Source organism: Nocardiopsis suaedae, assembly GCF_027706745.1.
Lineage (GTDB): Bacteria > Actinomycetota > Actinomycetes > Streptosporangiales > Streptosporangiaceae > Nocardiopsis_A > Nocardiopsis_A suaedae.
On record NZ_JAQFWP010000027.1, the window covers coordinates 1 to 26,889 of the forward strand.

General features: G+C 75.5%; 17 protein-coding genes. 10 read left to right on the top strand and 7 right to left on the bottom strand.

What is annotated here, in order from left to right:
- The first annotated feature begins 639 nt into the window (after window positions 1–639).
- The 5 genes from O4U47_RS15455 (at window position 640) to O4U47_RS15475 (ending at window position 16,076) form a co-directional block, all read left to right on the top strand.
- On the top strand, window positions 640–1,014 hold the full coding sequence (locus O4U47_RS15455) for a YbaB/EbfC family nucleoid-associated protein (RefSeq protein WP_270678625.1): 375 nt from the start codon (window positions 640–642) through the stop codon (window positions 1,012–1,014).
- Between the two features lie 53 nt (window positions 1,015–1,067).
- Window positions 1,068–1,430 carry a hypothetical protein gene (locus tag O4U47_RS15460; RefSeq protein WP_270678564.1) on the top strand — a complete coding sequence of 121 codons (363 nt, stop codon included), beginning with the start codon at window positions 1,068–1,070 and terminating at the stop codon, window positions 1,428–1,430.
- A 6-nt stretch (window positions 1,431–1,436) separates the two neighbouring features.
- Entirely contained in the window at window positions 1,437–11,111 is a 9,675-nt protein-coding gene (locus tag O4U47_RS15465) for a WXG100-like domain-containing protein (RefSeq protein WP_270678565.1), read from the top strand.
- A gap of 59 nt (window positions 11,112–11,170) precedes the next feature.
- Window positions 11,171–12,691, top strand: coding sequence for a hypothetical protein (locus tag O4U47_RS15470; protein WP_270678566.1), 1,521 nt, complete (start codon window positions 11,171–11,173; stop codon window positions 12,689–12,691).
- A gap of 67 nt (window positions 12,692–12,758) precedes the next feature.
- Window positions 12,759–16,076: an AAA family ATPase gene (locus O4U47_RS15475; RefSeq protein WP_270678567.1), complete on the top strand. Its 3,318-nt coding sequence runs from the start codon at window positions 12,759–12,761 to the stop codon at window positions 16,074–16,076.
- A gap of 46 nt (window positions 16,077–16,122) precedes the next feature.
- On the opposite strand, the gene O4U47_RS15480 is transcribed toward O4U47_RS15475, so the two are convergent.
- Together O4U47_RS15480 and O4U47_RS15485 are read right to left on the bottom strand one after the other, a co-directional pair.
- Window positions 16,123–16,947 carry an SAM-dependent methyltransferase gene (locus O4U47_RS15480; RefSeq protein WP_270678568.1) on the bottom strand — a complete coding sequence of 275 codons (825 nt, stop codon included), beginning with the start codon at window positions 16,945–16,947 and terminating at the stop codon, window positions 16,123–16,125.
- 166 nt (window positions 16,948–17,113) lie between these two features.
- A complete protein-coding gene (locus tag O4U47_RS15485; RefSeq protein WP_270678569.1) occupies window positions 17,114–17,635 on the bottom strand; it encodes a hypothetical protein in 522 nt (173 codons plus the stop codon).
- A 95-nt stretch (window positions 17,636–17,730) separates the two neighbouring features.
- Between O4U47_RS15485 and O4U47_RS15490 the strand changes: the two genes are divergently transcribed.
- A complete protein-coding gene (locus O4U47_RS15490; RefSeq protein ID WP_270678570.1) occupies window positions 17,731–18,393 on the top strand; it encodes a TetR/AcrR family transcriptional regulator in 663 nt (220 codons plus the stop codon).
- Here the strand turns inward: O4U47_RS15490 and O4U47_RS15495 are convergent.
- Window positions 18,362–19,258 (bottom strand): alpha/beta hydrolase, encoded by an 897-nt coding sequence (locus tag O4U47_RS15495; RefSeq protein ID WP_270678571.1) that lies wholly within the window; start codon window positions 19,256–19,258, stop codon window positions 18,362–18,364. The genes O4U47_RS15490 and O4U47_RS15495 overlap by 32 nt on opposite strands.
- Before the next feature lie 120 nt (window positions 19,259–19,378).
- On the opposite strand from O4U47_RS15495, the gene O4U47_RS15500 reads away from it, so the two are divergent.
- Window positions 19,379–20,413 carry a helix-turn-helix domain-containing protein gene (locus O4U47_RS15500; protein WP_270678572.1) on the top strand — a complete coding sequence of 345 codons (1,035 nt, stop codon included), beginning with the start codon at window positions 19,379–19,381 and terminating at the stop codon, window positions 20,411–20,413.
- A gap of 7 nt (window positions 20,414–20,420) precedes the next feature.
- Here O4U47_RS15500 and O4U47_RS15505 read toward each other — a convergent pair whose 3' ends face one another.
- Together O4U47_RS15505 and O4U47_RS15510 are read right to left on the bottom strand one after the other, a co-directional pair.
- Window positions 20,421–20,603 (bottom strand): hypothetical protein, encoded by a 183-nt coding sequence (locus tag O4U47_RS15505; RefSeq protein WP_270678573.1) that lies wholly within the window; start codon window positions 20,601–20,603, stop codon window positions 20,421–20,423.
- A gap of 45 nt (window positions 20,604–20,648) precedes the next feature.
- A complete protein-coding gene (locus O4U47_RS15510; protein WP_270678574.1) occupies window positions 20,649–21,263 on the bottom strand; it encodes a hypothetical protein in 615 nt (204 codons plus the stop codon).
- Between the two features lie 295 nt (window positions 21,264–21,558).
- Here O4U47_RS15510 and O4U47_RS15515 point away from each other — a divergent pair, with 295 nt between their 5' ends.
- The gene (locus O4U47_RS15515; RefSeq protein ID WP_270678575.1) at window positions 21,559–22,125 is read left to right on the top strand and encodes a peptidoglycan-binding domain-containing protein; all 567 of its coding nucleotides are present in this window, start codon (window positions 21,559–21,561) and stop codon (window positions 22,123–22,125) included.
- A 22-nt stretch (window positions 22,126–22,147) separates the two neighbouring features.
- Window positions 22,148–22,705 (top strand): hypothetical protein, encoded by a 558-nt coding sequence (locus O4U47_RS15520; RefSeq protein WP_270678576.1) that lies wholly within the window; start codon window positions 22,148–22,150, stop codon window positions 22,703–22,705.
- Between the two features lie 78 nt (window positions 22,706–22,783).
- Here O4U47_RS15520 and O4U47_RS15525 read toward each other — a convergent pair whose 3' ends face one another.
- Both O4U47_RS15525 and O4U47_RS15530 read right to left on the bottom strand, forming a co-directional pair.
- A complete protein-coding gene (locus O4U47_RS15525; protein ID WP_270678577.1) occupies window positions 22,784–24,718 on the bottom strand; it encodes an ABC transporter ATP-binding protein in 1,935 nt (644 codons plus the stop codon).
- A gap of 436 nt (window positions 24,719–25,154) precedes the next feature.
- Window positions 25,155–26,003, bottom strand: a complete 849-nt coding sequence (locus O4U47_RS15530) for a helix-turn-helix transcriptional regulator (RefSeq protein WP_270678578.1) — start codon at window positions 26,001–26,003, stop codon at window positions 25,155–25,157.
- Between the two features lie 85 nt (window positions 26,004–26,088).
- On the opposite strand from O4U47_RS15530, the gene O4U47_RS15535 reads away from it, so the two are divergent.
- Entirely contained in the window at window positions 26,089–26,868 is a 780-nt protein-coding gene (locus tag O4U47_RS15535; RefSeq protein ID WP_270678579.1) for an SDR family NAD(P)-dependent oxidoreductase, read from the top strand.
- Window positions 26,869–26,889: the final 21 nt, after the last annotated feature.

The window sequence follows — 26,889 nt, forward strand, 5'->3', positions numbered from 1 at the left end:
TTCCGGGTGGGTCGGTGGATGTTCCTGATGTCGGGTCGGGTGGCTCGGGTGGTTCCTTCGATCTGGGGTCGTCGTCTGATGGCGGCCCGCTTCCGGGTGGGTCGGTAGACATGCCCGGCTGGGGCTCCTCTGACGGGACCTCGGGCCCCGGGAGCCCGGGGCCGTCAGAGGACCGCCCCGCAGGCGGCACGGTCGACATGTCGGGCTCCGGCTCGGCGGGCGGAGGGGCCGACGGTGTGAGCGGCGGAGCCTCGCCCGGACCGGGGGCATCGGCCTCCGGCGGCGCGGGCGGGCTGCAGGGGTCCGGTTCGGGCGTCGGCGGCGGCGCGGCGGGAACGGGCGGCTTCGGCGCGCCCGGCGCGGGTGCAGGAGGCGCCGGTGCGGCCGGTGCGGGTGGCGCCGCGGGCGGTGCCGTGGGAGGAGGCGCCGGGGGCCCGATGATGCCGCCCATGATGCCCCCGATGGGCGGAGGCGCCGGTGCGGGCGGGCCCGAGCGGGAGCGCAACCGCAGCACCTGGCTGACCGAGGACGAGAAGGTGTGGGGCACCGCCGACCGCGGCGGCCCCGCCGTGCTGGGCCGGCCGGGCGCCGGTCCGGGGAAGGGAGCGACCGGCCTTGGACATGTCCCTGCCGGAGCGGATGGCGCGCGACCTCGAACGTCTTCGGCAGACCCAGCGGAGTCTGTCGGAGGCAAGCGCAAGCCTGGAATCGGCCGACGCGGAGGCCGTGTCCAGGGACCGGATGGTCAGCGCGAGGGTGAACGCGAGAGGTGAGGTCGCCGAGCTGCGGTTCCACACCTCCAAGTACCGCACCATGGCCCCCGCCGAGCTGTCCGCGGCCGTCCTGGACGTGATCGGCCGTGCCCGGGAGGAGATGGAGCACCGGGTCTCCGAGGCCTTCGCCGACCTGGCCCCCGGCAGCTCCGAGGCGCGGGCGGAGGTGGTGGACGGCGGGGACCCCGCACGGCTCCTCGCCGAGCTGGGCCTGCGCTCCCGGGCGCCCGAGGAGTCGTGAGCGGAGTGCGGCGGACAGGGCCGGACGGACACGGGTGAGAAGGAGGAACGGCGATGGCCGACAGGATCGCGGTCGACCCGGACGCGGTGGCCAAGCACGGCGGTGACCTGTACGCCCTCGGGGACGAGGTGCGCGAGATCCAGCGCTGGCTGGGCAGCCGTACCGAGGCGCTGGGCCGCCCGTGGGGCGAGGGCGACGAGATCGCCGCCTCCTTCGAGACGAACTACCTGCCCGCCCGGCGCGGCCTGGACGCGTTCTTCACCGCCTTGGCGGTGGCCTTCGACAAGACCGCCGAGGGCACCATCGAGACCGCGCGCCAGTTCGCGCTCAGTGAGCAGCACGGCATCGACACGGCGAACGGGCTGATCGGGGCCGATGGCACCGGCCCGGGGGCGTCCGGCCCCGGGAGGCGGTAGCGGCACATGGGCATGCAGCCCCCCGACGAACTGCGCACCATGTTCATGGTGCTGACCGGCTCGGAGTGGCCCGACGCCGACGAGGACCTGCTGTGGGAGCTGGCCTCGGTCTACGGCACCACGGCCGACCGGCTCGACGTCGACCTGCCGCAGTTCGTGCTGCGCGTGAAGAACAAGGTCCGGGAGGAGTTCGACGCCACCGCGGCCGACTTCTTCGACGAGTCGGTGAACCAGTTCGTCGGCGGTGAGCGCAATTACCTGGGCGAGGGCGCGGCCGCCGCCCGCGGGCTGCGGGACTACGCGGACAACGCGGCCACGCAGGTGCAGTACGCCAAGTGGATGATCATCGGCCAGCTGATCCAGCTGGCCGCGGAGATCGCCTGGGCGATCGCGATGGCCCCGTTCACCTTCGGCGCCTCGCTGGCCAAGATCCCCCTCTTCCAGGCGATCACCCGCACCATCATCGGCCGGGTGCTGTTCCGGCTGATCTCCGAGCTGGTGCAGCAGATGGCGATCAGCCAGATGTTCGCGCTGGCGCTGGACGCGGTCATCCAACGCATCCAGATCGACCAGGGCAACCGAGAGACCTGGGACGACGAGCTGACCGAGGACGCCGCCAAGGGGGCGCTGCTCGACGGGCTGTTCGGCACCGGCGCGGCGTTCGGGGGCAGTGCTCTGGCCAAGAAGTTCGACGAGCTCCTCGGCAACGCCTCGGGGCCCGCGATCGCCAAGTACCTGAACGACCTCTTCGACGGCCCCGGTGGTCCGGGCGGCCGGGGAGGTCCAGGCGGCCCGGACGGTCCGGAGGCGGGCGGCAAGGGCGCCGGTGACGGCGTCGGCGGCCCGGGGCGGGGTGCCGCGGACGAGAAGGGGCCGAACGACGGCCCCGCCGACGGCATCGGCGACGGGGCCGCTGATGGTCCGGGCGGCACAGGCGGCACAGGCGGTATCGGCGGCCCGGAGCGGGGTGCCGGGGAGAACGGTTCACCGGGCAAAGGCATGGCCGACGACATCGGCGACCTGTTCGGCGACGAAGCCGCCCACCTTCTGGCGCCCTACGGAAAGGACGCGGGGCCCGGCTGGTCGCGGCCGGTGGACCTGGAGCGCTTCAAGGACCGGATGGGGAACGCCTTCGGCGACGGCATGGGCGACGCGCTCGGCCGGGGCCGGGCGGAGGGGCTCGGACGGGAGTACGCCGAGGCGTTCGCGCGCAATTGGGGCTCGCCGAACCTGGGCAAGGCGCTGGACGAGGCCCTTGCGGACGCCGGACCGGGCCTGTCCCCCCGGGTCCGGGAGATCCTGGCCCGCGGGGTGCCCGACGCCGTCGAGGACGGTCTGGCCGAGGTGGGCTCCGCGTGGAAGACCGCGCTGTCGCAGTACTCGTCGCAGGCGATCGCCAACGCCGGGCAGGGCATGCTGGCCGAGGGCTTCTACAACCTGTTGTTCGGCGAGGACAACACCTTCTCGGTGACGTGGCTGTCGGCGGTCTCGGGCGCGGTCTCCGGCGCGGTCCAGCAGGGGCTCACCGAGGCGGGCATCGCGATGCTCGACAAGATCGCCGGGCTCGGCCCGGACCTGCCGGACCCTCCCTCGCACGTGGAGACCTCAGGGGGTGGGGACAAGTCCCTCGACGACCCGTCGGACTCGGACGGAGCGTCCAGGGTGTCCTCCGAGGACGGCGAGGCCGGGAAGGGCGACCCGGAGGAGGACGGCCTGGACGACGGCGCCTCGGACAGGGACACGACCGGAGGCGGTGCCTCCGAGGACGGGCCGCGGGAAGGAGCGGCGGGCGAGCGCGAGGGGAGCGGCGCGTCCGGCGGAGAGGACCGGGCGGTTCCGGGACGGCGCGGGACCGACGGCACGCACGAGTCGGACGGCCCTGGACCGGCCATCGCCCCACCCGGTGGTGCGGGACAGGGCGGGGCGGAGGCGACAGGCGCCGTCCCGCCGCCCCGGGAGGCGGCGACGTCCTCGGAGACCCCCGAATCCTCGGATCGCCTCGGGACACCCCCGACGACCGGCGGCGATGCGTGGCCCCGAGAGCCGCAAGGGACGGGGGACCTCCGGGACGAGGAGGAGATCCGTCCCGACGGCGGCCGCCCCGAGGGGGACGCCTCTCCGCCCGACACGACGGAGGTGCCCTCCGAAGGCGGTACCGACGGGCCCCGGGAGGAGCACGGAGAAGAGGGAGCGGAGAACGGAGCCGACAGAGAGGACAGAGGCGACAGGAGCGACGGGCCGCAGGGAGGCGGCCCGCGGACCGGCGAAGGAGACGGGCGCGGCGGCGACGGCGCGGTCTCCGACACCGGGAGGACAGGGGAGGAGGCCCCCGACGCGGGGGACGAGGACGCGGACGCCTCCCGGCCAGGGGAGAGCGGTGGGCCCGCGGACGCCCCGCCGACGCCTGGGCCCGACGATTCTGCGGACAAAGCGCGGGCGTCGGACGATGACCCCGTGTCCGGCCCTTCCACGTCCGGCCCTTCCGCGGTCGACGGGCGGAACGACGTCCAGGCGCCCCTGGACACCGATGAGACGCCGCAGTCGTCCCCGGACACGGGCGGCGTGCCCGCTGCCTCCGGTCCCGTCGGCGGTCCCACGGACGGCGGCGGTCAGGAGAACGAAGAGGGCGCCGGGCGGTCGGGACCTCTCCTTGAGCAAGGGGGCGGGGCGTCCCCGTTCACCGGAGCCGGGCCTCGGGACGACACCTCCGGAACCATCGACGCCACCGACCGCTCCCCGCAGCCGGTCCCGGCCCCGGCCCCGGCTCCCATGGGGATCGGCGGCGGATCGGCCGCCCAGGGGCCGCAGCGGAGCACGCCGGACAACCAGGGCGCCGCGACATCGGCACGGGGCCCGAGGCCCGAGGCGGACCGCCGGAGTGGCGAGGACTCTGAGGACTCTGGGGTCGGGCGTTCCGCTCCTGTGCCCCCGGTTCCTTCCCGGACCCAGAGCGGGTCCGGGGTGTCTTCGGGGGACCCCGACCGTAGTGACGGCGGCTCCGAGGGCCGGCCCCCTCCTCCGGTGCCTCCGGCTCCTTCGCGGACCGAGAGCGCGTCCGGTGAGTTCGAGGGGCCGGAACCGCCGCCGGGGCCGCCTGTTCCGACTGAATCCCTCGATGACGGGACGGGCGGCGAATGGATCGAGATGACCTCCTTCAACGGCCGGTCCGGCGAGGAAACGGGGGAGGGGTCGGAGGACGCCACCGGTGCTGCCCCCTCCGGCGGAGGCCCCTCCGGCACCGGCCCGGACCGGGAGGGTGAGCGCCGGGACGATGAGGGCCGGGACCGCCGGGACGGGAACGACCGGGACCGTGAGCCCCCTGAGGCCCCGGAGGAGCGGCGGCCCGTCGACGGCGCCACGGCACGGATGCTCGACGCCCTGGTCGGCGGGGGGAACGGCGGTGGCCGGTACGACGGTTCCCGGACCACGGTCGACGACCCCGCCCCGGCCGTGGTGGACCGGGTCCGGCGGTGGCTGGGCGACGACTGGCGGTTCACCGCGGTCGGGCTCGACCTGCTGCGCAACAGGCTCGCCGACCACGGCCTGAACGGCGGCGGTGGTCGGCGGCCGGTCACCGTCGAGGTCCCGGTGGTGTCCGCCGACGGCGCCGCGCGCGCCACGGCCGTCGTGGACGTCTCCCGGGCCTGGCGCCCCGTGGACGACCCGCCCGTGCGCCCCACCACCACGTACGAGAGCCGCGCCAAGACGGGCGGGACCGCCGTGCAGCAGTCCCGCAAGCAGTTCGGCATCACCGGCCCCTTCACCGTGATCGGCGAGGTCGCGAGCAAGCTCGCCCTGCTCAACCTGCGGCTGAAGGCGGCCGTGGCGCAGCGGCAGCGCGGGACGCAGTACCAGACGGCCGCCGAGAGCAAGGTCAAGCGGGCCGTCGACGCCAAGGACGGCGGCGAGGGCTTCGCGGCCGACCTCCGCATCGGCCTGAGCCTGCGGGACGGGCGGGAGGCGGGCGGGGCCGTCCTGCGCCAGGACACCGCCACCGTCCCCGGGGTCGACGAGGTCACGCTGCCCGGCCGCAGGTCGCCGGGGCCCGAGCCGTGGATGCCGGAGGCCATCGGCGACCGCGGCGGGCCGGTGCTGCCCCGCACGCCGAGGTTCGGCCGCACGCTCGCGGTGCTCGACACCGGAGGCGTCGCCGACCGGGTGGCCGGCGACGGCCGGGACCGGCCGCCCCTGGAGGCCGATGAGCGCGCCCGCCTCAAGGAGCTGCTCGGCGACGGGGAGCTCAAGGAGGCGATGGGGCGGCTCGACCAGGGCGAGGCGCTCGCGCTGCCCTTCCGCCGCCGGGAGGGGGACCGCCTGACCGAGCCGGAGTGGATGGAGAGCACCGAGCTTCGGGGCGGGCCGGTCCACTACGAGCGGGTGGGGCCGGTCCTGGACGGCACCTCCTTCAGCGACACCGACAAGACGTCGGCGTCGGCGGCGACCACCGCGAACCGCACCGGGAAGGTCGACGTGGAGGTCGAGGGCGGGCTGATGGCGACCGCCGACCCCGCCCCGGGGGCGACCGTCCGGGCCGGGGCCGCGGGGAAGGTCGGCCATCAGCGCACCAACAAGCAGGGCCGGGGCACCGACCACGGGGCGGAGCGCGCCCGGGGCGCCTCGGCCGAGGACCACTCGGCGCTGTACCGGGTGACCCGGGAGTACACGGTCACCACCACCGAGGGCGGCCGGGAGACGGTCACCATGGTCACCCTGGACCTGCTCTCGACCGAGGACGCCACGGCGCTGACCGGCCCGGAATGGGCGGCCCCCGGGGGAACGGACGGCGGCACCGCCGAACGGAACGGCGGACGGGAACGCGGGGACACGGGGCCCGCTCCCGGCGGGCTCGGCGTCGGCAAGGCCCGGATCGACGGATTCGGCGAGGCCCACCCCGTGGGCCTGCGCTGGGGGAACGGAGATCTGCGCCGCGGCGACGACGGCACCACCCCCGCCCAGGAGGTCGCGCGCGCCGTCCAGGCGATGGTGCACCGTGAGCGGCCGGACCTGGTCATGCCGCCGGACGGAGACGGGCACCGGCCCAACGCCTGGAACCGGATGTGGCGCAAGCGCGACACCCGGATGCAGAACACGCTGCGGCTCCACCGGCAGGTCGAGCGCGCGGCGCTGAACGCGGACGCGCTCGCGGGCGAGGGGATCGCGATCGACCTGCGGCCGTCGGGGGGAAGGAACCTCTTCCGCCTCGGCCCGGGACCGCTGCGGCAGGCGCTGCACGGCATCGGGCTGATGGCCGAGCGCAGCTCCCAGGACGGGGCCGACCACTTCAGCCTGCGGGTGCGCGCCGACTTCACCGACGGGGTGCACCGCGGGACGCGCGCCGAGGGGAAGCTCTCCTCGGCGCTGGCCGCCCATGCCTCGCTCTCCGACGGCACCGACCACGGGCGCAAGATCACCGGTGAGGCGGGCGCCAAGGCGCAGTACCGGCACGGCGAGACCCCGGCGGGCCTGCCCTGGTTCATCGCCGAGGGCGGGCTCACCAACACGGCCGAGGCGGGGTGGAACAGGTCGGTCCTGGACACGGGCAAAGGCGCGATCCACGGGGGAGCCTCCTATACAGGCCCGGTCGACAGCTGGTCCTACACCGCCGGGTTCCAGGTCGAGATGGCAGGCGGGGCCGCGCAGCCGGTCCCCATGGACGGCGGCGGCCCCGTGCTCCTGGTCGAGACCCCGGTGGGCCGCCCGGTCCCCGGTGAGGCGGCGGCGGAGACCGGCGCGGGCGACGAGGGCGGCGGCCCCGGTGCGGAACGGGCGGACCAGCGTGCGCGGCGGATGGAGGAAGGCCTGCGCGGGCTGATGGACCTGCCCGGACAGGAGCGGGAGGCGCGGGACGCGCGCGCCGAGGCCGACCGGATCGCGGACGAGGTCGGCGGCCTGGAGAGGGAGGCCGAAGACGCCAGAGAGGGCCTGAACGGCGCGCGCCGGGACCTGGGCGACGCGCAGAGGGAGGTAGACGACGCCCGGACCCGGGCGGACGACGCCGACGGACGGGCCCAGAGCGCAGAGGAGGCCGTGGGGAGGGCCGAGCGGGACGTCGAGGCGGCGGCCGAAGGCGTGCAGAGGGCGAAACGGGCGCCGGACGCGCAGGAAGGCGGGCCCGGCGCGGACGGCGGTGACCCGGTGGCGCGCGCGGAGGAAGGGCTGCGCGGCGCAGAAGAGCGGCTCGGCCGGGCCGAGGCGACGGCCAAGGACCTTCGCGAGGAGGCCGGTCAGGCGGCCGAGGACCTCCGGGAGGCGGTGGAGGGGCGCGACGACGCCGAGCGCGCGCGGGACCGGGCCGAGCGGGACGTCCGCGACGCCGAGCAGCGGGTACGCGACCGCGAGGAGGAGCGCGACCGGGCCCAGGGGCGCGCCGACCGTGCCGATGAGCGGGCCGGGCGGACCCGGGGCACCGTCCGCGACGCCGGGTTCGAGGGCGTAGGGGAGGCGGACGCCCGGCAGCGCACCGCGCGGGCGCGTGCCGAAGCGGACGACGCCGCGTTCCGAGGGCGCCGGGACCAGGACATCCGGCGGGACGGAGACAAGGGGGACGCCCTCACCGGCCTGCCGCACGCCCCGCGGTCGGCCCGGAGCGACGACGGCGGACTCCTCGACACCGCCCGCAGGACGCTTTCGCGCGCGACCGGGTACGCCAGGGCGCTGTGGTCCGGGTCGGCGGTCGACGGCCAGGTCAGTGTGCTGACCTCGCCCAGGTCGCTCGCGGCGGAGTCCGACGCGTTGCGCAACGGGGGCGTGCCGCTGCGCCAGCAGTACGAGGACGCGATCACCCGCAGGTCCGACGTGGACGCGCGGCTCACGGCGGAGGACCGGGGGATGTCGGCCTCCGAGGTGTTCCACGGCGGCGGCCTGGACCTGACGGTCAAGGCCGAGAACGAGCGCACGGCCTCCTCGGGCCGGTCCTTCTCCGACCGGCTGGGGCTCACCCTCGGCCTGCGGGGCTCCCCCGACCACGGCGCCGCCCACTACAACCGGCTGGGCGGGGTGCTCGGGGCGATGTGGAGCTGGACCCGCTCGGGGTCCCAGGCCCACACCGAGACCTTCACCGAGGAGGACCAGTTCTCCCTGCCCGGCAGCACCGTCGGGGTGGTCAGGGACGTCGCCTACACCTTCGCGGCCCGGGCCCGGGTGCGGCCCAACCTCGTCGCGAGCCTTCCGCTGCCCTGGACGAGGGACCTGGCGCAGGAGGGACGGGGCCGGGACGACCACGGCGGCGGTGAGGACGGCCGTGAAGGGGAGAACGGCCCGGAGGGCCGGGGGCCCCGCGACGGGCCCGACGACGGGACCGTCGGCGGCAAGGAGGAGACCCGGTACCGCGTGGTCGACCTGGCCGCGAAGGGCCTCCTGCGCGGGACCGAAGGGCTCGTCGGCCCGCTGCGGGCCGCGCGGGCGCTGCCCGAGGCGGTCACCTCCCGCGCGGCGGGGCCGGGGGCCTCGCGCGGCCTCACCCTGAGCGGCCTGGACGTCGACCGCGCCGTCCAGGGGGTCAAGAACCGGGTGGAGGACGCCGGATTCGCCCTCACCGACCAGAGCGAGCACGACATCCGCATCGCCCTCTCGCCCAACGCCTCCCGCGGGCGGCGGCGGGCCCTGTTCAGCGAGGGGGTGCCGGTGCGGGTCCGCCTGCGCCACAAGGACGCCGGGGACCAGCGGTTCACCGACGGCGGCTGGATGCGCATCCGGCTGGAGCGCGGTCCGGGCGCCTCGGCCGGGGCGGTCGAGGCGCAGATGTCCTCCTCGCGGACCGACACCGACAGCGACGAGAAGAGCCGCGCGGAGGCGAAGGGGAACAGGGCCGGGGTGACGGCCAAGGCTGACGGCGCCGTGCTGCCCGTCGGGGCGAAGGAGGGGGAGGACCCCGCACTGCCGCCGACCCGGATGCACCTGCTCAACGCCCAAGGGCCGCTCCAGGCCGCCGAGGCGGGCGTCGACCGGACCCACGGGAGCGCCGACTCCACCACCGACAACCGCGCCCGCACGGTCAAGGAGCCCGGGGTGTCCATGGACACCCCCGTCCGGCTGCGGTTCACCCTCACCCATGAAGGGGCGTTGGGCGGTGCCAAGGCGCCGATCACCGACGGCGGCCGCGGGGTGGACGCCGGGCGGGTGAAGGAGATCGTCCCGGTCAGCGCCATGGCCCCGGACGGGGGAGCGGACGGGGGAGCGGCTTTTGGCCCGGGGACCGTGCGCGAGTACGACCGCGGCGGTGCCCACCAGGAGCGCGTGGAACAGGTCGGGGACGCCTGGCGGAGCGGCGGCGGACGCGCCGCCGACCGGCAGCCGCAGGTGCCGATGCCCGAGTCCGTGGGCCCCGGTGTCGCCGACGCGCTCGTGCTCTCCGCCGCCCTGGCCAAGGGGTGGACCCCGGACGGGGGCCGCATGGACCCCGGCGCCGCGGAGGCCTATCTCGGGGGGAAAGGCGGGCTCGGTGTCCGCGCGGGCGTGCTCCGCGCCGCCGCGGGCGAGCAGGTGCTCCGGTCGGTCTTCGCGCGGTCGCAGGGTGCGGAGCCCCCGGCCGGGGGCGGGGCGCACGGCCGGGACGGGGCCCCGCTCCTGGGCGGCGGGGACGGCCCCTTCGCCGTCCCGGGCCTGGACGCGCGGCTGTACACGTCCCTGCGGCCCGGCGAGGGGCGCATCATCGACGTGGACGAGGGCGCCTCGACCGACCGCTACACGCAGGCGACGCACCGCGAGGAGCGGTCCGGGACGCACGACGGGGGCCAGAGCCTTCCGGTTTCCGGCGACCTGAACTTCGTCGGCGGCCTCGACGGGGCGGGCCGGGGCGGGTTCGCCCCGAGCGCGGTCTACGGGAGCCAGAGCGTGTCAGGCAATGCGGCGCCGCCCGTCGGCGCCGGAACGAGCAAGGACGAGGCCACCGTCCTGCACACCGACCACGGGGCGCCCGAGGACGAGGGCCGCCGCTTCCTCGTGCGCATGCCCATGGACGCGCTGGTGGCCGCGCACGACCCCGGCGGACGCGGCGGCCCCTTCGGCCGCACCCGCACCCACCCCCGCGGTGTCACCGCCTCCACCGAGGTGGAGGTGTGGCTCACACGGGACCAGGCGGAGCGGTACGGGCTGCTCGGCGACGGGGCGGCGGAGCGCTGGGACGCCGTCGCCGAGGCCAAGGAGGCCGCGGAGGAGAAGGAGAAGGCGCTGTTCGACGCGGTCGACCGCCACCTCGGCCTGGACCGCGACCCCCGGAGCGACCAGGGCCGGGCCGAAGGCGCCCACGCGCGCGAGGCCATGGACCTGCTCGGGCTCGACCCGGCGCTGGACCCCGAAGGCTGGGACGGCCCGGTGCGCGGCGCCGTCGCCGCACTCCGTCGGCACCTGGGCGTCGGTGCCGCCCCGGACCACGGGTGGGACCGCGGGCCGGACGCCCTGACGGCCGACGGCGAGCGGGCCGCGGAGGCCCTGAACCTGCTCCGGGAGCGCGATGCGGCCGGTGCGCCCGTCCTTCCCCGCGAGATCGTGGCGGCCCTCGGCGACCTGGTCGGGCGCCGTGACGCACTGCACGCCGCCCTGACCGGCCAGCGCACGGCGTTGGACGGGCTCGGGCGGGCCCTGGCCGCGGCCTGGGACCGCCCCCTGGAACAGGCGCCGACCCTGCGGGCCGCCTTCGAAGCGGCACTGAACCCGGAAGGGGGGAGGCGGCGCGTGCCCTGACCCGGTCCACCCCCACCCTTCACCCTCACTCCCGACCCCACCGAGAGAGGAACCCCCACATGGCAGCAGAATCCGCGAAGGCGGAGAGGCCCGGAACCCTGGCGAGTTCCGCCGACCCGGCGCCGGCCACCGCGTCCCGGGCGGCGGAACCGGTGCCCGTCCCGCCCCCGGCGGCCCCTGAGGCCCGGACCGCCGAGGCCGCCGCCGCGCCCCCGGGCGGCGGCGCCCTGTCCGGGCTGACCGCCGCCATCGGCCGGTTCGGCGCCCCCGCGGCCTCCGACGGCAGGAGCACGGCTGCGGTCGCCCACCGGCCCGGCAAACCCACCATGGCGCTGGCCGCCATCGCCGGGCTGCTCCTGGTCGCCGCGCCGTTCGGCGCCTCGGAGACGGGGCTGCGGATGGTCGGGAGCGAGGGGGCCGGAGCCGGGGCCGCCGGGACCGACCCGGCCACCGGGACGGCGGGCGCCCAGGCCCAGGCGCCGGTGGCGGGCGGCGCACCGGTCGTCCCGGGCGAGAGCGGCGGCGGTGGCGCGGGCGGCGCCGCGGGCGGCGGGCAGGACCCCGGCGGCTTCGTGCCCGACGTGCTGCCGCAGGCCCCCGGCGCGGTCGGCGGCGAGGACCGGGAGGGCGACGGCGCACAGGACGGCGGCCCCCAGGCCGGTTCCGGCGGCGACGGCGGCGACGGGGGAGGCCCCGGTGGCGACGGCGGTGCGGGCGGCTCCGGCCCAGACGCCGAGACCCGGATGGGGTCCCTGCTCGACGGGGTGCCGCTGTCCGGATCGGACGGCTCCGAGGAGGCCGGCGGCGACGGAGGGGACGACGGCCCACGGGACTCCGGGGAGGCGGAGGACGCGCAGGGCGCGGAGGACGCCGAGGACGGCAAGGACGCGCAAGACGTTGAGGGCCCCGGCGGCTCCGGCAAGGAGGAGTCCGAGGGCTCCGGCTCCGGATCCGGCTCCCCCGACGGCGGGGACGGTCCCGCCGACGGGCCGGAGGCGGCGGGCGGCGCAGACGCGGGCCAGGCCCAGGACCAGGGCGCGGCCCCGCTCAGCACGCGCGCGGACGAGGGCGCGGACGGCGGCGGTCAGAAGCGCGAGTACTCCGCCGTCGCCGGTCCGGACTGCACCGACCCCGGCGCGTCCTACGCGGTCCACGGCCAGGGGGTGGCCCGCGCGGGCTCGGGCCACTACACCGGTTCGGGGTGCGCGGGCGGCTACGACGCCGTCCCGGTGAGCGGCGACTCCAACGCCTACACCGACACCGCGGCCACCTGGACGTTCACCCCCGGCTTCGACGACGCCACCTGCTCACTGAAGATGCTGGTCATCGCGGGCGACTCCCCGCTGTGGGGCAGCGGCGAGCCCGCCAACGTCGAGCTCTTCGACGGCGCGCGGGCCGAGGGCCCGAACCGCGGCGTCTACAAGATCGAGCGGCCCGACCCCGGCAACTACTGGGCGGTCACCGAGTTCTCGGACGTGGACGGGGCCTTCACCCTCCGGCTGACCAACGCGGGCGCCGCCCCCCAGGGCGCCCCGCACCCGACGCTCCCCGCGTCGGTGGTCGAGGCCGAGTGCCGATGACCCCCCGTACCGCCGCGGCGGACGCGGCGGCGGGCCGGGCGGAAGACAGAAAGGAACGGACAGTTCGATGACCCCTCACGTGCGCACCGTCGACCCGTCGGGCGGCGCGGAGTTCCGGACGATCGGCGAGGCGGTGGCCGCGGTCGGCGACGGCGCGGTGCTCTCCCTGGCCCCGGGCCGCTACACCGAGCGGCTCGTCCTGACCCGCGTGGTCACCCTCATGGCCGCCGATGAGCCCGGGTCGGTGGAGATCCTCTGCGCGGAGGGGAGTGCGGTCACCTCCGTCGCCGAGGCGGTCAAGCTCACCGGGCTCGTCCTGCGCGGGCGCGACCCCGAGGCGCCGGTGGTGGACGCCGCCGCCGGGCAGGTGGAGCTGGCCGAGTGCCGGGTGGACGGCGCCGCCTGGGCGGCGGTGCTCGCCCGCGACGAGGGCGCCCTGGCGCTCCGCGACTGCCGGGTGACCTGCTCGGAGGGCGCGGGCATCGTGGTGACCTCCGCGCAGCCCAGCGTCATCGAGGACTGCGTCGTGGAGGACGTGGGCACCAGCGGCCTGGTCATCAACGAGCGCGGGGCGCCCCGGGTGCGCCGCTGCACCATCCGCGACGCGGGCGGCAACGGCGTGTACGCGGCCGGCGGCGGCGCGGGCCGGGTGGAGGACTGCGAGGTCACCGGGACCGCCAAGCCGGCGGTGGCGGTGGACGGGGACGCCGCCCCGGAGCTGGTGCGGCTCCGGGTGCGCGACGTCCGCGACGACGGCGTGGTGCTCTCCACCCGCTCGGCCGTGCGGCTGGAGCAGGTGGAGGTGCACGGCGCCGCCGGGCGCGGGCTGGTGCTGCGCGGCGGCACCGACCCGCGCGCCGACCGGGTCGCGGTGGTGCGCAGCGGCCGCGAGGGCGTGCTCGCCGAGGAGAAGGCGCGCGGGCTGCTCACCGGGGTCGAGGTGCGCGACGCGGGGGGTGCGGCGGTGCGCGTCACCGGCCGCTCCTCCACCGCGTTCACCGGGCTGGACGTGCACGGCGGCGCGGCCGAGGGGGTGGTGGTCGCCGACGACTCCACCGCCGAGTTCGACCGCCTCACCGTGGACGGCGCGGACGGCGCCGGGATGGCGGTGGTGTCGGGCGCCTCGCCCTTCCTGCGCCGGGTCCGGGTGCGGCGGGTGCGCGGGCACGGCGTCCGCTTCGACGGCGGCGGCGGGCGCCTGGAGGAGCTGGAGGCGACGGGGGTGCGGCGCTCCGGGGTGCACGCCTCGGGCGACGCGCGCCCCTCCCTCACCGGCCTGCGGGTGGTCGACGCCGGGGAGAACGGGGTGAGCGCCGCCGCGGGCGCGGTGCTGGACCTGCGCGACGGCGAGGTGGCCGGGTGCGGCGGGGACGGGCTGGCGGTGCACGCCGGGGGTGAGCTGGCCGCGACCCGCATGCGCTCGCACGGCAACGGCCGCAACGGGGCGCTGGTGGCGGCGGGCGGCCGCGCCGTGCTGCGCTCCTGTGAGCTGTTCGGCAACCGGGCCGACGGGGTGCTCGTCGGCACCGGCGAGGACGTGCTGGTGGACGGGTGCTCGGTGCGCGACAACGGCCGCGCCGGGCTGAGGCAGACCGTCGCCGGGGCGAACGTCACCGCCGAATCGCTGGTCAGCGAGGGAAACGCGGACGAAGACCGGTACGGCCCGGACGTGGTCCCCGAGGGCGCCGGGGCGCCGGGCGCCCCCGGGGCGTCCGGGGGCGGCGACGCCGACGGGGACCCCGGGGACGGGGACGGGGACGCGGGGCCGCTGGCCGAGCTGGAGGCGCTCATCGGCCTGGAGGGCGTCAAACGCGAGGTCACCACGCTGGTCAACCGGAACCGGATGGCCCGCCACCGGGCGGAGATGGGGCTGCCGTCCCCGCCCGTCGCCCGGCACCTGGTGTTCTCCGGCCCGCCCGGCACCGGCAAGACCACGGTGGCGCGGCTGTACGGGCGCCTGCTGGCCGACCTGGACGTGCTGCGGTACGGGCACGTCGTGGAGGCGGCCCGCGCCGACCTCGTCGGCCAGTACGTGGGCGCCACCGCGATCAAGACCACCGAGGTGTTCGAGAAGGCCCGCGGCGGGGTGCTGTTCATCGACGAGGCCTACACGCTGACCCCGGCGGGCGGCGGGAACGACTTCGGGCAGGAGGCGGTGGACACCCTGGTGAAGCTGATGGAGGACCACCGCGACGACGTGGTGGTGATCGTCGCCGGGTACGGCCCGGAGATGGAGCGGTTCCTCGCCTCCAACCCGGGGCTGGCGTCCCGGTTCGCGCGCACGGTCGAGTTCCCCAACTACCGCTCCGAGGAGCTGGTGGCGATCGTGGAGGCCCAGGGCGCCGCGCACAGCTACACGCTGGACGAGGGGCTCCGCGGGGCCCTGCTGCGCCGCTTCGAGCGGATGCACAAGGGGCCCGCCTTCGGCAACGGGCGCGAGGCCCGCAAGGTGTTCGAGCAGATGGTGGACCGGCAGGCGCACCGGCTCGGCGAGAACCCCCCGGCCGACCCCGCCGAGCTCACCCTGCTGCTGCCCGAGGACCTGGACGGCGGCGCGGAGGCGGGGCAGGCGGGCGGCGGCTCCGACGAGGTCGCCGGGCTGCGCGCCGAGCTGGACGCGCTGACCGGCCTGGCCGGAGTCAAGGAGGTCGTCAACGACCTGGTGAACGTGCTCGTGGCCGCCCGGAGGCGGCGGGAGCTGGGCATGCCGGTGCCCACGCTCAGCCACCACCTGGTGTTCTCCGGCCCGCCCGGCACCGGCAAGACCACGGTGGCCCGCATCTACGGCCGCCTGCTCAGCGCCCTGGGGGTGCTGCCCGGCGGGCAGACCGTCGAGGCGGCCCGCGCCGACCTGGTGGGGCGGTACGTCGGGCACACCGCCCAGCTCACCGCCGAGGTGTTCGAGAAGGCCCGCGGCGGGGTGCTGTTCATCGACGAGGCCTACACGCTGACCCCGGCGGGCGGCGGGAACGACTTCGGGCAGGAGGCGGTGGACACCCTGGTGAAGCTGATGGAGGACCACCGCGACGAGGTGGCGGTGATCGTCGCCGGGTACGACGCGGAGATGGAGCGGTTCCTCGCCTCCAACCCCGGACTGGCGTCCCGGTTCGCCCAGCGGGTGCCGTTCACCGACTACAGCGGCGAGGAGCTGGTGTCCATCGTGCGGGGCATGGCCCAGGCGGGCGGGTACACGATCCCGGACGCCACGGCGGAGCGGCTGCTGGCGCACTTCGACGCGGCCCCACGGGGCGAGGCCTTCGGCAACGCCCGCTACGCCCGCCAGGTGATGGAGAAGATGATCACCCGGCAGGCCGGGCGGCTCGTCGCGGTTGCCGATCCGGGCCGCGAGGACCTGGTGGTGCTGGCACCGGAGGACGTCCCCTGACCCGCCCCGGCGGGGGCCGGGGCCGTTCCGCCCCCGGCCCCCGCCGTCAGGGCTTGCGCGCGACGCCGCCGTACTGGTCCATGCCGCGGCGGGTGCCGACCTCGATGGGGCCCGGCCGCCACAGCGGGCACGGAACCACACCCGGCTCCAGCAGCTCCAGTCCCTCGAAGCGGGCGGCGATCTCCTCGGGGCTGCGCAGGTGGTAGGGGAGGCCCCCCTGGGAGTTCCCCTCCTCCATGGCCGCGTTGTAGGCGTCGCTGGTGTCGGTGCCGTCGTACATCGCCAGGAAGCTGCCGGACGGCAGGGCGTCCAGGAGGCGGTTCACGATCGGCATGATGTCCTCGGAGGGGATGTGCCCGAGGATGCCCAGCAGCATCAGCGCCACCGGCTCGTCGAAGTCCAGGGTCTCGGCGGCCTTGCGCAGGATCGACTCGGGGTCGCGCAGGTCGGCGTCGATGTAGTCGGTCGCCCCTTCGGGGGAGCCGACGAGCAGCGCGCGGGCGTGCGTCAGCACCAGCGGGTCGTTGTCCACGTACACCACGCGGGACTCCGGCGCGATGGACTGGGCGACCTCGTGGGTGTTGCTGACCGTGGGCATGCCGGTGCCGATGTCGAGGAACTGGCGGACGCCCTCCTCCTCCGCGAGGTGGGTGACGACCCGGATGAGGAAGTCGCGGCTGGTCCGGGCCAGGTCCACGATCTCCGGGAAGGACGCGATCACCTGGTCGCCCACCGCGCGGTCGATGGGGTAGTTGTCCTTGCCGCCCATCCAGTAGTTCCAGATGCGGGCCGAGTGGGGGACCGTGGTGTCGATCTGCGGCTGCGGGGCGCCTCCGCCGTTCACCGCGGAAGCGGACGGACCGTCTGTCATGAGGGGGTACCTGTCTAGCCGTGTGGGGTGGGGAGGACCGGCCCGCCGCGGTGGGCCCCGGGGGCCGTTCCCGGCCCCTGTGCACCCGGGGACCCGCCCGTGGCGGGGATCTGTGTCGAGGTTAGGCGAGACCGGCCCTCCCGTGCATACCGCGGGCCGGGAGCGGTCAGCGCAGCAGCACGCCGTAGCCGCTGCGGAGCAGGCCGGGCGCCGAGCCGCGGTGGACGGCCGACAGGCGCGACCACAGGGCCCTCCCGGCGCCGTTCCGGTAGCGCACGAAGGTCGCGAACGTCGCCTGGTCGCCGTCGACGGCCATGACGATCCGGACGCTCATCATCCACCCGGGGGCCTCCACCCGCACCCACCCGTCGCCGCGGCCGGAGATCCGCCACCCGGCCACGCGGTCCGGCGCGGGGCCGGGGCGCAGGCGCAGCCCCAGCACGCCCCGCCACAGGACCTGCGCCGAGCCGTCGAGCACCTCCTCGAACATGGCCCGCAGCCACTCCTCGGGCGTCCCCGCCGTCCCCCGGTCCATCGTGAGGGTGAACAGGTCGGCGTAGTCGCAGCGGGTGAACGCCACCAGGTCCGCGATCTGCGGGGGCGGGGTCCGCCGCTCGGCGACGACCGGCTCGGCGTCCGGTCCCGCCCCGGCCGCGCCCGGGGCCTCCGATGTGGTTTCTGCCGTCATGTCCGGCTCCCTTCGGGTGGGGGTCCGCGCGGTGGCGGTACCGATGCCCGGAAAGTAACATACAGACATGTACGTATGTGAGTGGGGAGGGTGACGTGGCAACGTCACGGTCGGGCGACCGCCGCACGCAGGCCGACCGGCGCGCGCGCACCAGGAGCGCGCTGCTGGAGTCGGCGGCCCGGGGGCTGTCCGCGCACGGCTACGCCAACCTGTCGTTGGAGCGGGTGGCGGGCGAGGCGGGCTACACCCGCGGGGCGCTGTACCACCAGTTCGCCAACAAGGAGGAACTCGCGCAGGCCGTGGTGGAGTGGGTCGGCGAGACCTGGCGCGCCGAGGTGGGCGGCCCCGCGTCGGCGCACCAGGACCCCGTCGAGGCGCTGTGCGCCCTCGCGCGGGCGCACGCCGTCTACTGCCGCCGCGACATCGCCGGGGTCATGATGACGCTGCAGATCGAATTCTCCGGCCGGGACCATCCGGTCGCCCGCGCGCTGGAGCGCAACGTCCGCCCGCTCATCACCGAGTGGGGCGGGCGGATCGCGCAGGCGCGGGAGTCCGGCGCCCTCCCGCCGGGGCCGCCGCCCGAAGAGACGGCCTCGGCCTACTTCGGCACCCTGCAGGGCGTCACCATCGCGCTCGCCGGGCGCGCCCCGCACGACGTCCGGCTCGCCGAGGGGGCCGTCCGCGGAGTCCTCGGCCTGCCGCCCGCTGCGCCCGGCGAGCCGGTGCTCACCCCGCCAGGCCGCGGCGCAGCGCCGTGAAGAGCTCGGCGATCTGCAGCTGGGACACCTCGGCGGACTGGATCTGCTGGGACCCGTGAAAGGTCCCGGCCCACTGGTGCAGCTCGACCGAGACGCCCGCCTGCAGCAGGCGCGCCGCGTAGTCGATGTCCTCGTCGCGGTTGGGGCAGAACTCCGCGGCGGCGATGTAGGCGGGCGGCAGCCCGGACAGGTCGGCCGCGCGCGCGGGGGCCGCGTAGGGCGTGGCGGCCGCCCCGCCCAGGTAGTGGCCCCACATCTGGGCGACCTTGCTCCGGGTCACGAAGGGGGTGTCGGTGAAGGTGCGCGCCGACACGGTCAGCTGGCGGTCGTCGAGGCCCGCCTGGTTGAGCAGCTGGAACCGGACCGGCGGCCCCTGCTCGTCCCGGGCGCGCAGCGCCACGGAGGCGGCGATGCCCCCGCCGGAGCTGTGGCCGCCGACGGCGATCCGCTCCGGCGCCGTGCCGAGCGCGTCGGCGTTCTCAGAGGCCCACACGAGCGCCGCGTAGGCGTCGTCGTGCGCGGCGGGGAAGGGGTTCTCCGGGGCCAGGCGGTAGGCCACGGACACGACCGTCGCGCCCGATCCGGCGGCGATCATCGCGGCCCAGGGGTGCTCGGTGTCCAGGTCGCCCATGACGAACCCGCCCCCGTGCAGCCAGACGAGGGCGCCCCGGGGGTGGTGCGGCCGGTAGATCCGCACCGGTACCGGCGGGTCGGCGGGGACGGTGCGGTCCTCGACCATTAGGTCGGCGGTGTCCGGTTCGGGCAGGGTGGCGATCAGCTCGGCGAGCTGATCGCGCGCGGCGGGCGGGTCGCTCAGGTCGGACGGCGGGAAGACGGACAGGTACGGCTCGAGTTCGGGATCCATGCCGGTCATCCTGTGGCACGCGGCCGTCCCAGGGCATCCGACGGTCGTCGCGCATCCGCCCCGGACCCTGCGACGGACGGCGGGGCCACCGGTGCGGGGCGCGTGCGTAGGATCGCCCCCATGGACGCGTTGGTGGTGCGGCTGTCGCAGTTGGACACCGAGGCCGCGGGGGCGCTGCGGGTGGTGGCGTTCTACGACACGCTGATGCGGCGGAGAGTCGACCTGCCCGCGCTGGCCCGCGCGTCGGCGGGGCTCGCGGAGTGCGTGGCGGGGGTCCGGCTGCACGGCACAGGGCGTGCGGTCCGCTTCGCGCCGAACGGCCGGGAGGCGCTGGGGCCCCTGCCGCCCGCGCGCTCGACCGTCCGCCCCGTCCTCCTGGACGAGGAGGAGGCGGGGACCGTGTGGCTGGAGCGGGACGCCGCGCCGCGCGCGCTCGACGACCTGCTGTTGGAGCGGTTCGCCATCGCCGTCTCGGCGGCGCTCGAACGCCACGGACCCGCGCAGACCACGATGGCCGACCCCGCGCTCGTGGAACTGGTGATCGGCCCCGGAGACGAGGCGGCCCGGGCGCGGGCGCTGCGCCTGCTGGGCTTCGCGCCGGGCCTTCCGGTCCTGGTCGCCGCCGTCCGCACGTCCCTGCCGCTCGACCGCGTCGGCGCCCGGGTCTGCCCGGAGCGGCAGGTGAAGACGGCGTCGGTGGGCGGGGTGGGCGTGGTTCTCGCCGCCGCGATCGACCCCGAACGCTTCCCGGAAGGGGCGCGTGCGGGCATCGGCGCCGCCGACGGGCCCACCGACTCCTGGAGGCAGGCGCACACGGCCCTGCGCTTCACCACCCCGCTCCGCCCCGTCGTGCGCCACCGCGACCTGGGCGCGCTGGCTCTGCTCGCCGAGGTGCCGCCCGACGCCGCGCGGGCCGCCCCGGACGTGGCCGCGGTCGGCCGCGTGGCCGCCGCCCCGGCCGACCTGGAGACCCTGGAGGCCTACTGCGCGGAGGGATCGGTCCGCCGGACCGCCGAACGGCTCCACATGCACCACAGCAGCGTCGCCCGGCGGATCGACCGGATCGGCGGGGAACTGGGCATGGACCTCACCAGCCCGGCCGGTGCGACCCGCGCCGGGGTCGCCCTGGCGCTGTGGAGGCTGCTCGACGGCTGAGCCGGTCTCACGCCTCCGCGGCCTGCTCCTCGCCGTCGTCGTGCCCTGACGCCTGCGAGAAGGAGACGGTGCCCGCCTGGATGACCACGGCGCCGGGGCCGATGTCGCCAGTGACCGTGTTCACGACGGTGCCCTCGGAAGCCTCGTCGTTCTCGGAGCTCTCGTCGTTCCGCCCGTTTCGCTCATCCATGCCGGGAGACTACCGATCCGCGGGCATGCGGCGGAGCGCAGGTCCTCAGGACATCCGGGGGCGCAGGCCGAGGCGCCGGAGTTCCAGTGCGGCCAGGGCGCGCACCGCCTCCTCGTCGTCGTCGCGCCAGGCCTCCACCGGGTCGTCGCGGACCGCCGCCAGGCGCGCGGGCCGTGCCGAGGCCAGAGCGCGCAGCGCCAGGACCCGCTCACCCGCGCGGCCCTTCAGCGCGCCGGCGCTCCGGGCCGTCGAAGCCTGCCGGATCCAGCGCAAGCGCGCGGGCAGCCAGGTGCCGAGCAGGACGACGATCGGCAGGAAGGCGGTGAGCAGGCCGAGGATGACCGCCGACGACGCGATGGACTCCTGGAGCGATCGCCCCGCGTCCCCCAGCGAGGCCCCGGCCTCACCGACGGAGGTCAGCGGGGAGGCGAGGCTGTCACCTGCCAGGGGGACCTGGCGTGCGGCGTCGGCCGCGTCGCCCATGTGGCGGTCCACGGCGTCGCCCGCGTCGGCGAGCATCGTTCCGGACGCACCGGCGGCGGCGACGGTGTCGTGGAGGGCGAGGGCGGCCTTGATCCAGAGGGCGATCCACAGAACGGCCAGGGCGTCGGCGAGGACCTGCAGCGCGAATCGTGCAGGGCGGTCGGCGTAGAGCTTCACGAGTGCTCCATGAGGGGTGGGGGAGCGGTGGGGAGCCGCGCGTGTGCGTGGTCGGGCCCATCGTGTCCGCGGCGGGTCGGCACCGCAATGCCGCCCGACCGCAATCCGCGGAGCACCGGTTTCGGGGTGGTCGGCGGTGCGGATTCCGCGAAGCGCGACACCGTTCCATCCAGAAAGGTTTACATTCTCTCCCCGGTGTTTTCGTGAAATTCCGCACCCGTGCCCGTGAAAACGGGGCGTGTCCCGTGCGGGTCTCCTCTATGGAACGTTGCCCACGAAGAAAGGAAAGCGGACCATGCCCCCCACTCGCCGCTCCATCGCCGCCGTGACCGCGATCGCCGCGGGCGCTCTGCTCTCGTCCCTGACCACCGCCCCGGCCGCGCTCGCCGATGGGCCCCGCACCCCGCCCGAGGTGCGCGCCGAGATTCAGGCGCTGCCGTGGCCCGCCCTCGCCCAAGGCGACTCCGGCGCGGTCGTCCAGGCCGCCAACGAACTCCTCCAATCCTACGGCTACCTGCCCGAGCAGGGGCTCGGCAACATCTTCTTCGACGAGCCCATGGCGGACGCGGTGCGCGCCTACCAGGACGACCGGGACATCCCCGTCGACGGCCGCATCGGCGACGAGACATGGAGCCACATCCGGATGGACTTCGGTGTCGTCGGCCCCGGGAACCGCGACAGGGACAAGGTCACGGCGGTCCAGGTCCTGCTCGGCCACAACGGGTATTCGGTGGCCGATGACGGAATCTACGGCACCCGCACCGAGAACGCGGTCATCGCCTTTCAGGAGGAGAACTCCATCGACGCCGACGGAATCGTCGGCCCCATCACCTTCCGCGCCCTGGTGACCGGAGGCGTGTGACCCCGATGGCGAGGAGGCCGTCATGTCCCTGTCCCCACTCCGATTCCTGCGGTCGGCCACGGTCGCCGCGCTCGCCGCACTCGCCTTCGCCCTGGCCTCGGGGGCGGCGGCCGCAGCACCGCCCCAGGCCGAGGCCGACGCCCGGTGCATCGGCGGACCACTGCTGGGTACCGTGCTCGACTACTGCCCCGGCGCGCTTCCCGCGGGCCGCACGGCGGACTGGCTCGACGACACACGCCGGTTCGACACCGGCCAGCTCCAGGGGACCAAGCGGGTCTATGCCCTGGACGACGGCACCGACCTCACGATCGTGGGGTACGAGGACGGCGTCGTGCGCACCACCCCTGATGAACTCGCGCAGGGCGACGAGCGGTTCGCCGAGGCCCGGCCGGTCCGCGACGCGCGGGGGCGCACCGGCCTCGCCGGTGACGGCGCGGTCCTGATCCTGCTCTCCGACACCGAGACCGCGCCCGAGGAGGGGCCTTTCACCGTCGAGGTCAGCACGCGCTTCCCAGGAGCGACCGGCACCGACGAACTCCTCCGCATCGCAGGCCACGTCACCGCGGCCCCGTCGGGCTGACGAGCCGCGCAGCACATGGGCCCTGTCGCGCCAGGCGACAGGGCCCGACCCCAAGCGGGAGCGGTGTCCCCGGACCGGTCACGAAGCCTCTTCGACCCCCGGGACCTCATAGGCGGCGGCCTGGATCGAATACAGCTCCGCGTACAGCCCGCCCCTGCGCACCAGCTCGTCGTGGGTGCCCTGCTCGACGACGCGGCCGCGGTCCATGACAACGATCCGGTCGGCCATGCGCACCGACGCCAGGCGGTGGGTGATCAGCAGGACCGTCGCCCCGCGCGCGGCGTGCTGGAGGCTGTCGAAAAGGCGCTGCTCGGCGTAGGCGTCCAGCGCCGCCGTGGGCTCGTCGGCGATGATCAGGTCCGCCCGCTGGTAGAGGCCGCGGGCGGCGGCGATGCGCTGACGCTGCCCGCCCGACAGGTCGGCGCCGTCCTTGAAGCGGCGGTCCAGCACGGTGTCCAGGCCGCGGGGCAGCTCGCCGACGACCTCGTCGGCGCCGGACAGCGCCAGGGCGCGGTGCAGGCGCCCCTCGTCGGCCGTCTCGCCCTCCGCCATGGCGACGTTGCGGCGGGCGGTGGCCGGCCACAAAGAGTGGTTCTGCCGCATGGCGCCGATACGCTCGCGCAGGCGCTCGGGGTCGATGTCGGCGAGGTCGCGCCCGTTCCAGGCGACCGTGCCCCTGTCCGGGGCGAACAGGCCGGAGATCAGCGTGGACACGGTGGTCTTGCCCGATCCGTTGGGGCCCACCACCGCCACCACCTCGCCCTTGCGCAGGCGGAAGGAGACCCCCCGCAGCGCCGGGGCGTCGGCGCCGGGGTAGGAGAAGTGGACGTCGTCCAGCCGGAGCTCCTCCAGGGGGCCGGGAGGGGGCCCGCCGACGGGGGTGGGCGTCCGGTCGCGCGCCTGGTCCAGCACCTCAAGGAAGTCGGAGAAGTACAGGCTCGCCTCATAGAAGGAGGCGACCGCGTTGACGAGGCGGTCCAGGGCGGCCTTGCCCTGGCCCAGGGCCACGTAGGCGGTTCCGGCCACGGCCAGCGGCATCCACCCGCCCAGCAGCATCCACACCAGCGCGGCGTAGGTGGCCAGGGTGACCGCTCCGCTCGCGGCCTCCCCCGTGGCGCGGGCGGCGGTCTGGCGGCCGACGATGGCCAGCAGCGAGTCGCGGACGTACCGCGCCAGGGCGGTGTAGTCGGCGAGCATCGGGGTGCGCATGTTGTAGGCGCGCAGCTCGGCGGCGGTCTCGCGCTGGGTCATGGTGAAGGTGTGGATGTAGAGCAGCCGGTTGGTCGTCGACAGCTCGCGCATGCGCCGGTACTGCATGCGGGCCGAGCGCGCGGCGGCCCATCCGACCGGCAGGACGGTCGCGGCCAGGAGCGGCAGCAGTACCGGGTGCAGAACGGTGACCACCGAGGCCACCGCGATGATCCCGACCGTCTCGGCGAGGATGTCGACGGTGTACCCGATCATCCGCCCCGCCTCGTGGAGCCCTCGGTCGCGTCCCCGGTAGACCGCGTCGCAGAAGTCCGACTCGTCGAAGGACTCCAGCCGTACCGCGGTGACCGCCCCCAGCAGCTCGGTCTCGGCGAGCAGCTCCACCTGGTGGCGCAGGCGCCCCTGTGACCGGATCGCGGCGGTGCGCAGAGCCGCGCGGGCGGTGATCGCCGTACCGGCCAGCACAAGCGAGGGCAGGGCGGCCCGGATGCGCTCGGGGGTGGGCCCCTCGGCGAACAGCTCGTTCAGGATTCCGGCCAGGGCCGCCAGCACCGAGGCGGCCAGCACGGCGGAGGCGACATTGAGGCCGATGACGGTGGCCGTGTCGCGCGGGCTCGCGCGCCAGGCCCACCGCAGGGCGGTGGCGACCTGGCCGGGCAGGCGGGCGGCCACGCGCCGCACCGGGATGCTGCCCATCTCCTCCAGCCAGGGGTAGTACTTGCTCTTGGCGAACTCGGGCAGCTCCCAGGGCGGCGCGGGCCGCCGGGTCCGTGATCGTGCCCTGTCCGTGCGCGTCCGGCGCATGGGTCACCCCCGTGATGAATGGAACTGGTGTTCGAGAACCGGTCGGTGGGGTGCATCCTGCCCGGTGCCCTCGGACGACGGAAGCCGGACGACACGGCGGGGCCGGAATGGGGGCGGGCCGGATCACGTCCCCTGAGGCGCCGACCGCCCCCCGCTCCCGACCCGGATCGGGCCCACCGCCGGAGCGGGGGCACGGCGGGGCGGAGACCGGTCGGCCCGGATAACTCTGAGTCCGTATCCGCCCGGGAATCGGCCGTGCGCACGGCGACGCACCGACACGCCCGCACCGTTCCTCAGAAACGAAGGTCGGGGGCCGCCGCCCCTCGGCCAGGGGCGGTACGGCCTGCGGACGGTGGTGCCGAGGCGCGTGTCGAGTGTGGGGTCGGCACACGAACTCGCGACCGGGCTCCCGTCCCGTGCCCGGTCGGACGTCGGTTCAGCGAGTCGTGATGCTTTCGCCGCCGATCGCGTCGAGGAAGGTGAGCCTCTCGGCTGAAGGGGTCCCGGCGGGCGCGGTGTAGAGCACGAGGTGCTGGTCGTGGTCGGCGAGGTGTAGGGCGTCGCAATCGACGGTGATGTCGCCGACGATCGGGTGGCGAAAGGTCTTGGTGAGGGTCGGCACGGGTTGCACGTCGTTGCGATCCCAGAGCCGTGCGAATTCGCCACTGGAGGCGCGCAGGTCGTCGACGAGGGCGGTGATGGCCGGGTCCTCGGGGTAACGGGCCAGAGTCGAGCGCAGTTCGATGGCGACCTGTCGCCGGAATTCGGCGGCGTCGGAGAGCCCGAACAGAGGATCGTCGGCCGGTGCGGCGGGCAGGAACGCGCGCCGGGCGAGGTTGCGCTCCTCCGGGGCGCGGTCGGCGAAGTCCTCCAGGAGCGCTGCCGCGAGGCCGTTCCAGGCGAGCACGTCGAACGCGGCGGACATCACGAACCCGGCGGTCCCCGGAACACGGTCGAGAAGCGCGAGGATGCTCGCGCGGACCTCCCGCGAGTGCACGCCGCCTCGGTTCGGTGCGGTCCCGGCGAGCAGGTGCAGGTGGTCGGACTCGGCGGGGGTGAGCCGGAGCGCTCCGGCGATCCCGGCGAGGACGTCGGCGGACGGGCGCGGAGCCCGCCCTTGTTCGAGACGCACGTAGTACTCGGTGGAGATGTGTGCGAGGACGGCGACCTCTTCACGCCGCAGCCCCGGGGTGCGCCGCCGGGGGCCGGAGGGGAGGCCGACGTCCTCGGGGAGCAGCCGTTCCCGCCGGCCGCGGAGGAACGCCCCTAGACCCTGCTTGTCCATGGCCCCAGTATGCGCACGACTCGGCGGGGGATCCTGGTACAGATTGTGCCTGCATCCGATCGGACGTTCGCCGGACCTTGGTGTCATGACGAACGACGACAACAGCACCCCTGCCGGACTACTGGCCGGAAAGGCCGTCTTCATCACCGGCGCCAGCCGCGGCATCGGCGCGGCCGCGGCCCGGCTCTTCGCCGCTGAAGGAGCCGCCGTCGTGCTCGCCGCGCGCAGCACCGGCGCTCTCGATCGCATCGTCGGAGAGATCCGCGCGTCCGGCGGCATCGCCGATGCGGTCCCCGTGGACCTCGCCGACTCCGCAAGCATCGGGGCGGCGGTGGCGAAGGCAGGGGAGGTGCACGGACGGCTCGACGGAGCGTTCAACAACGGTGCCGCGGGGCAAGAGCCCGGGTCGCTGGAGAGCACGAGCGACGTCGACATCGAGCGCCAGTTCACGGTGAACTTCCGGGCGCACTGGACGGCGATGAACGCTGAGGTCGCGCTGATGCGGGCCGGCGGCGGGGCGATCGTGAACACCTCCAGCATCGGCGGCCGACGAGCCAATCCGGTGCTTCCCGCCTACGGGGCCATGAAACGGGGGTTGAACAGCATCACCGAGTCGGCTGCGGTCACGTGGGCGCCGGAGGGGATCCGGGTCAATGCCATCGCCCCGGGCGGTACCGCGACGGAGATGATGCTCGACTGGGACAAGGCCACGCCAGGGGTGATCGAGGCGAACTACGCCGCAACCCCGATGGGCCGGATGGCCGAGCCGCGCGAGGTCGCCGAAGTGGCCGCGTGGCTGTTGAGCGACCGTGCGTCGATGGTGACCGGCGCGATCGTCCCGGTGGACGGTGGTGCCGGAGCATGACCGACCACCGTGACGAGGAGC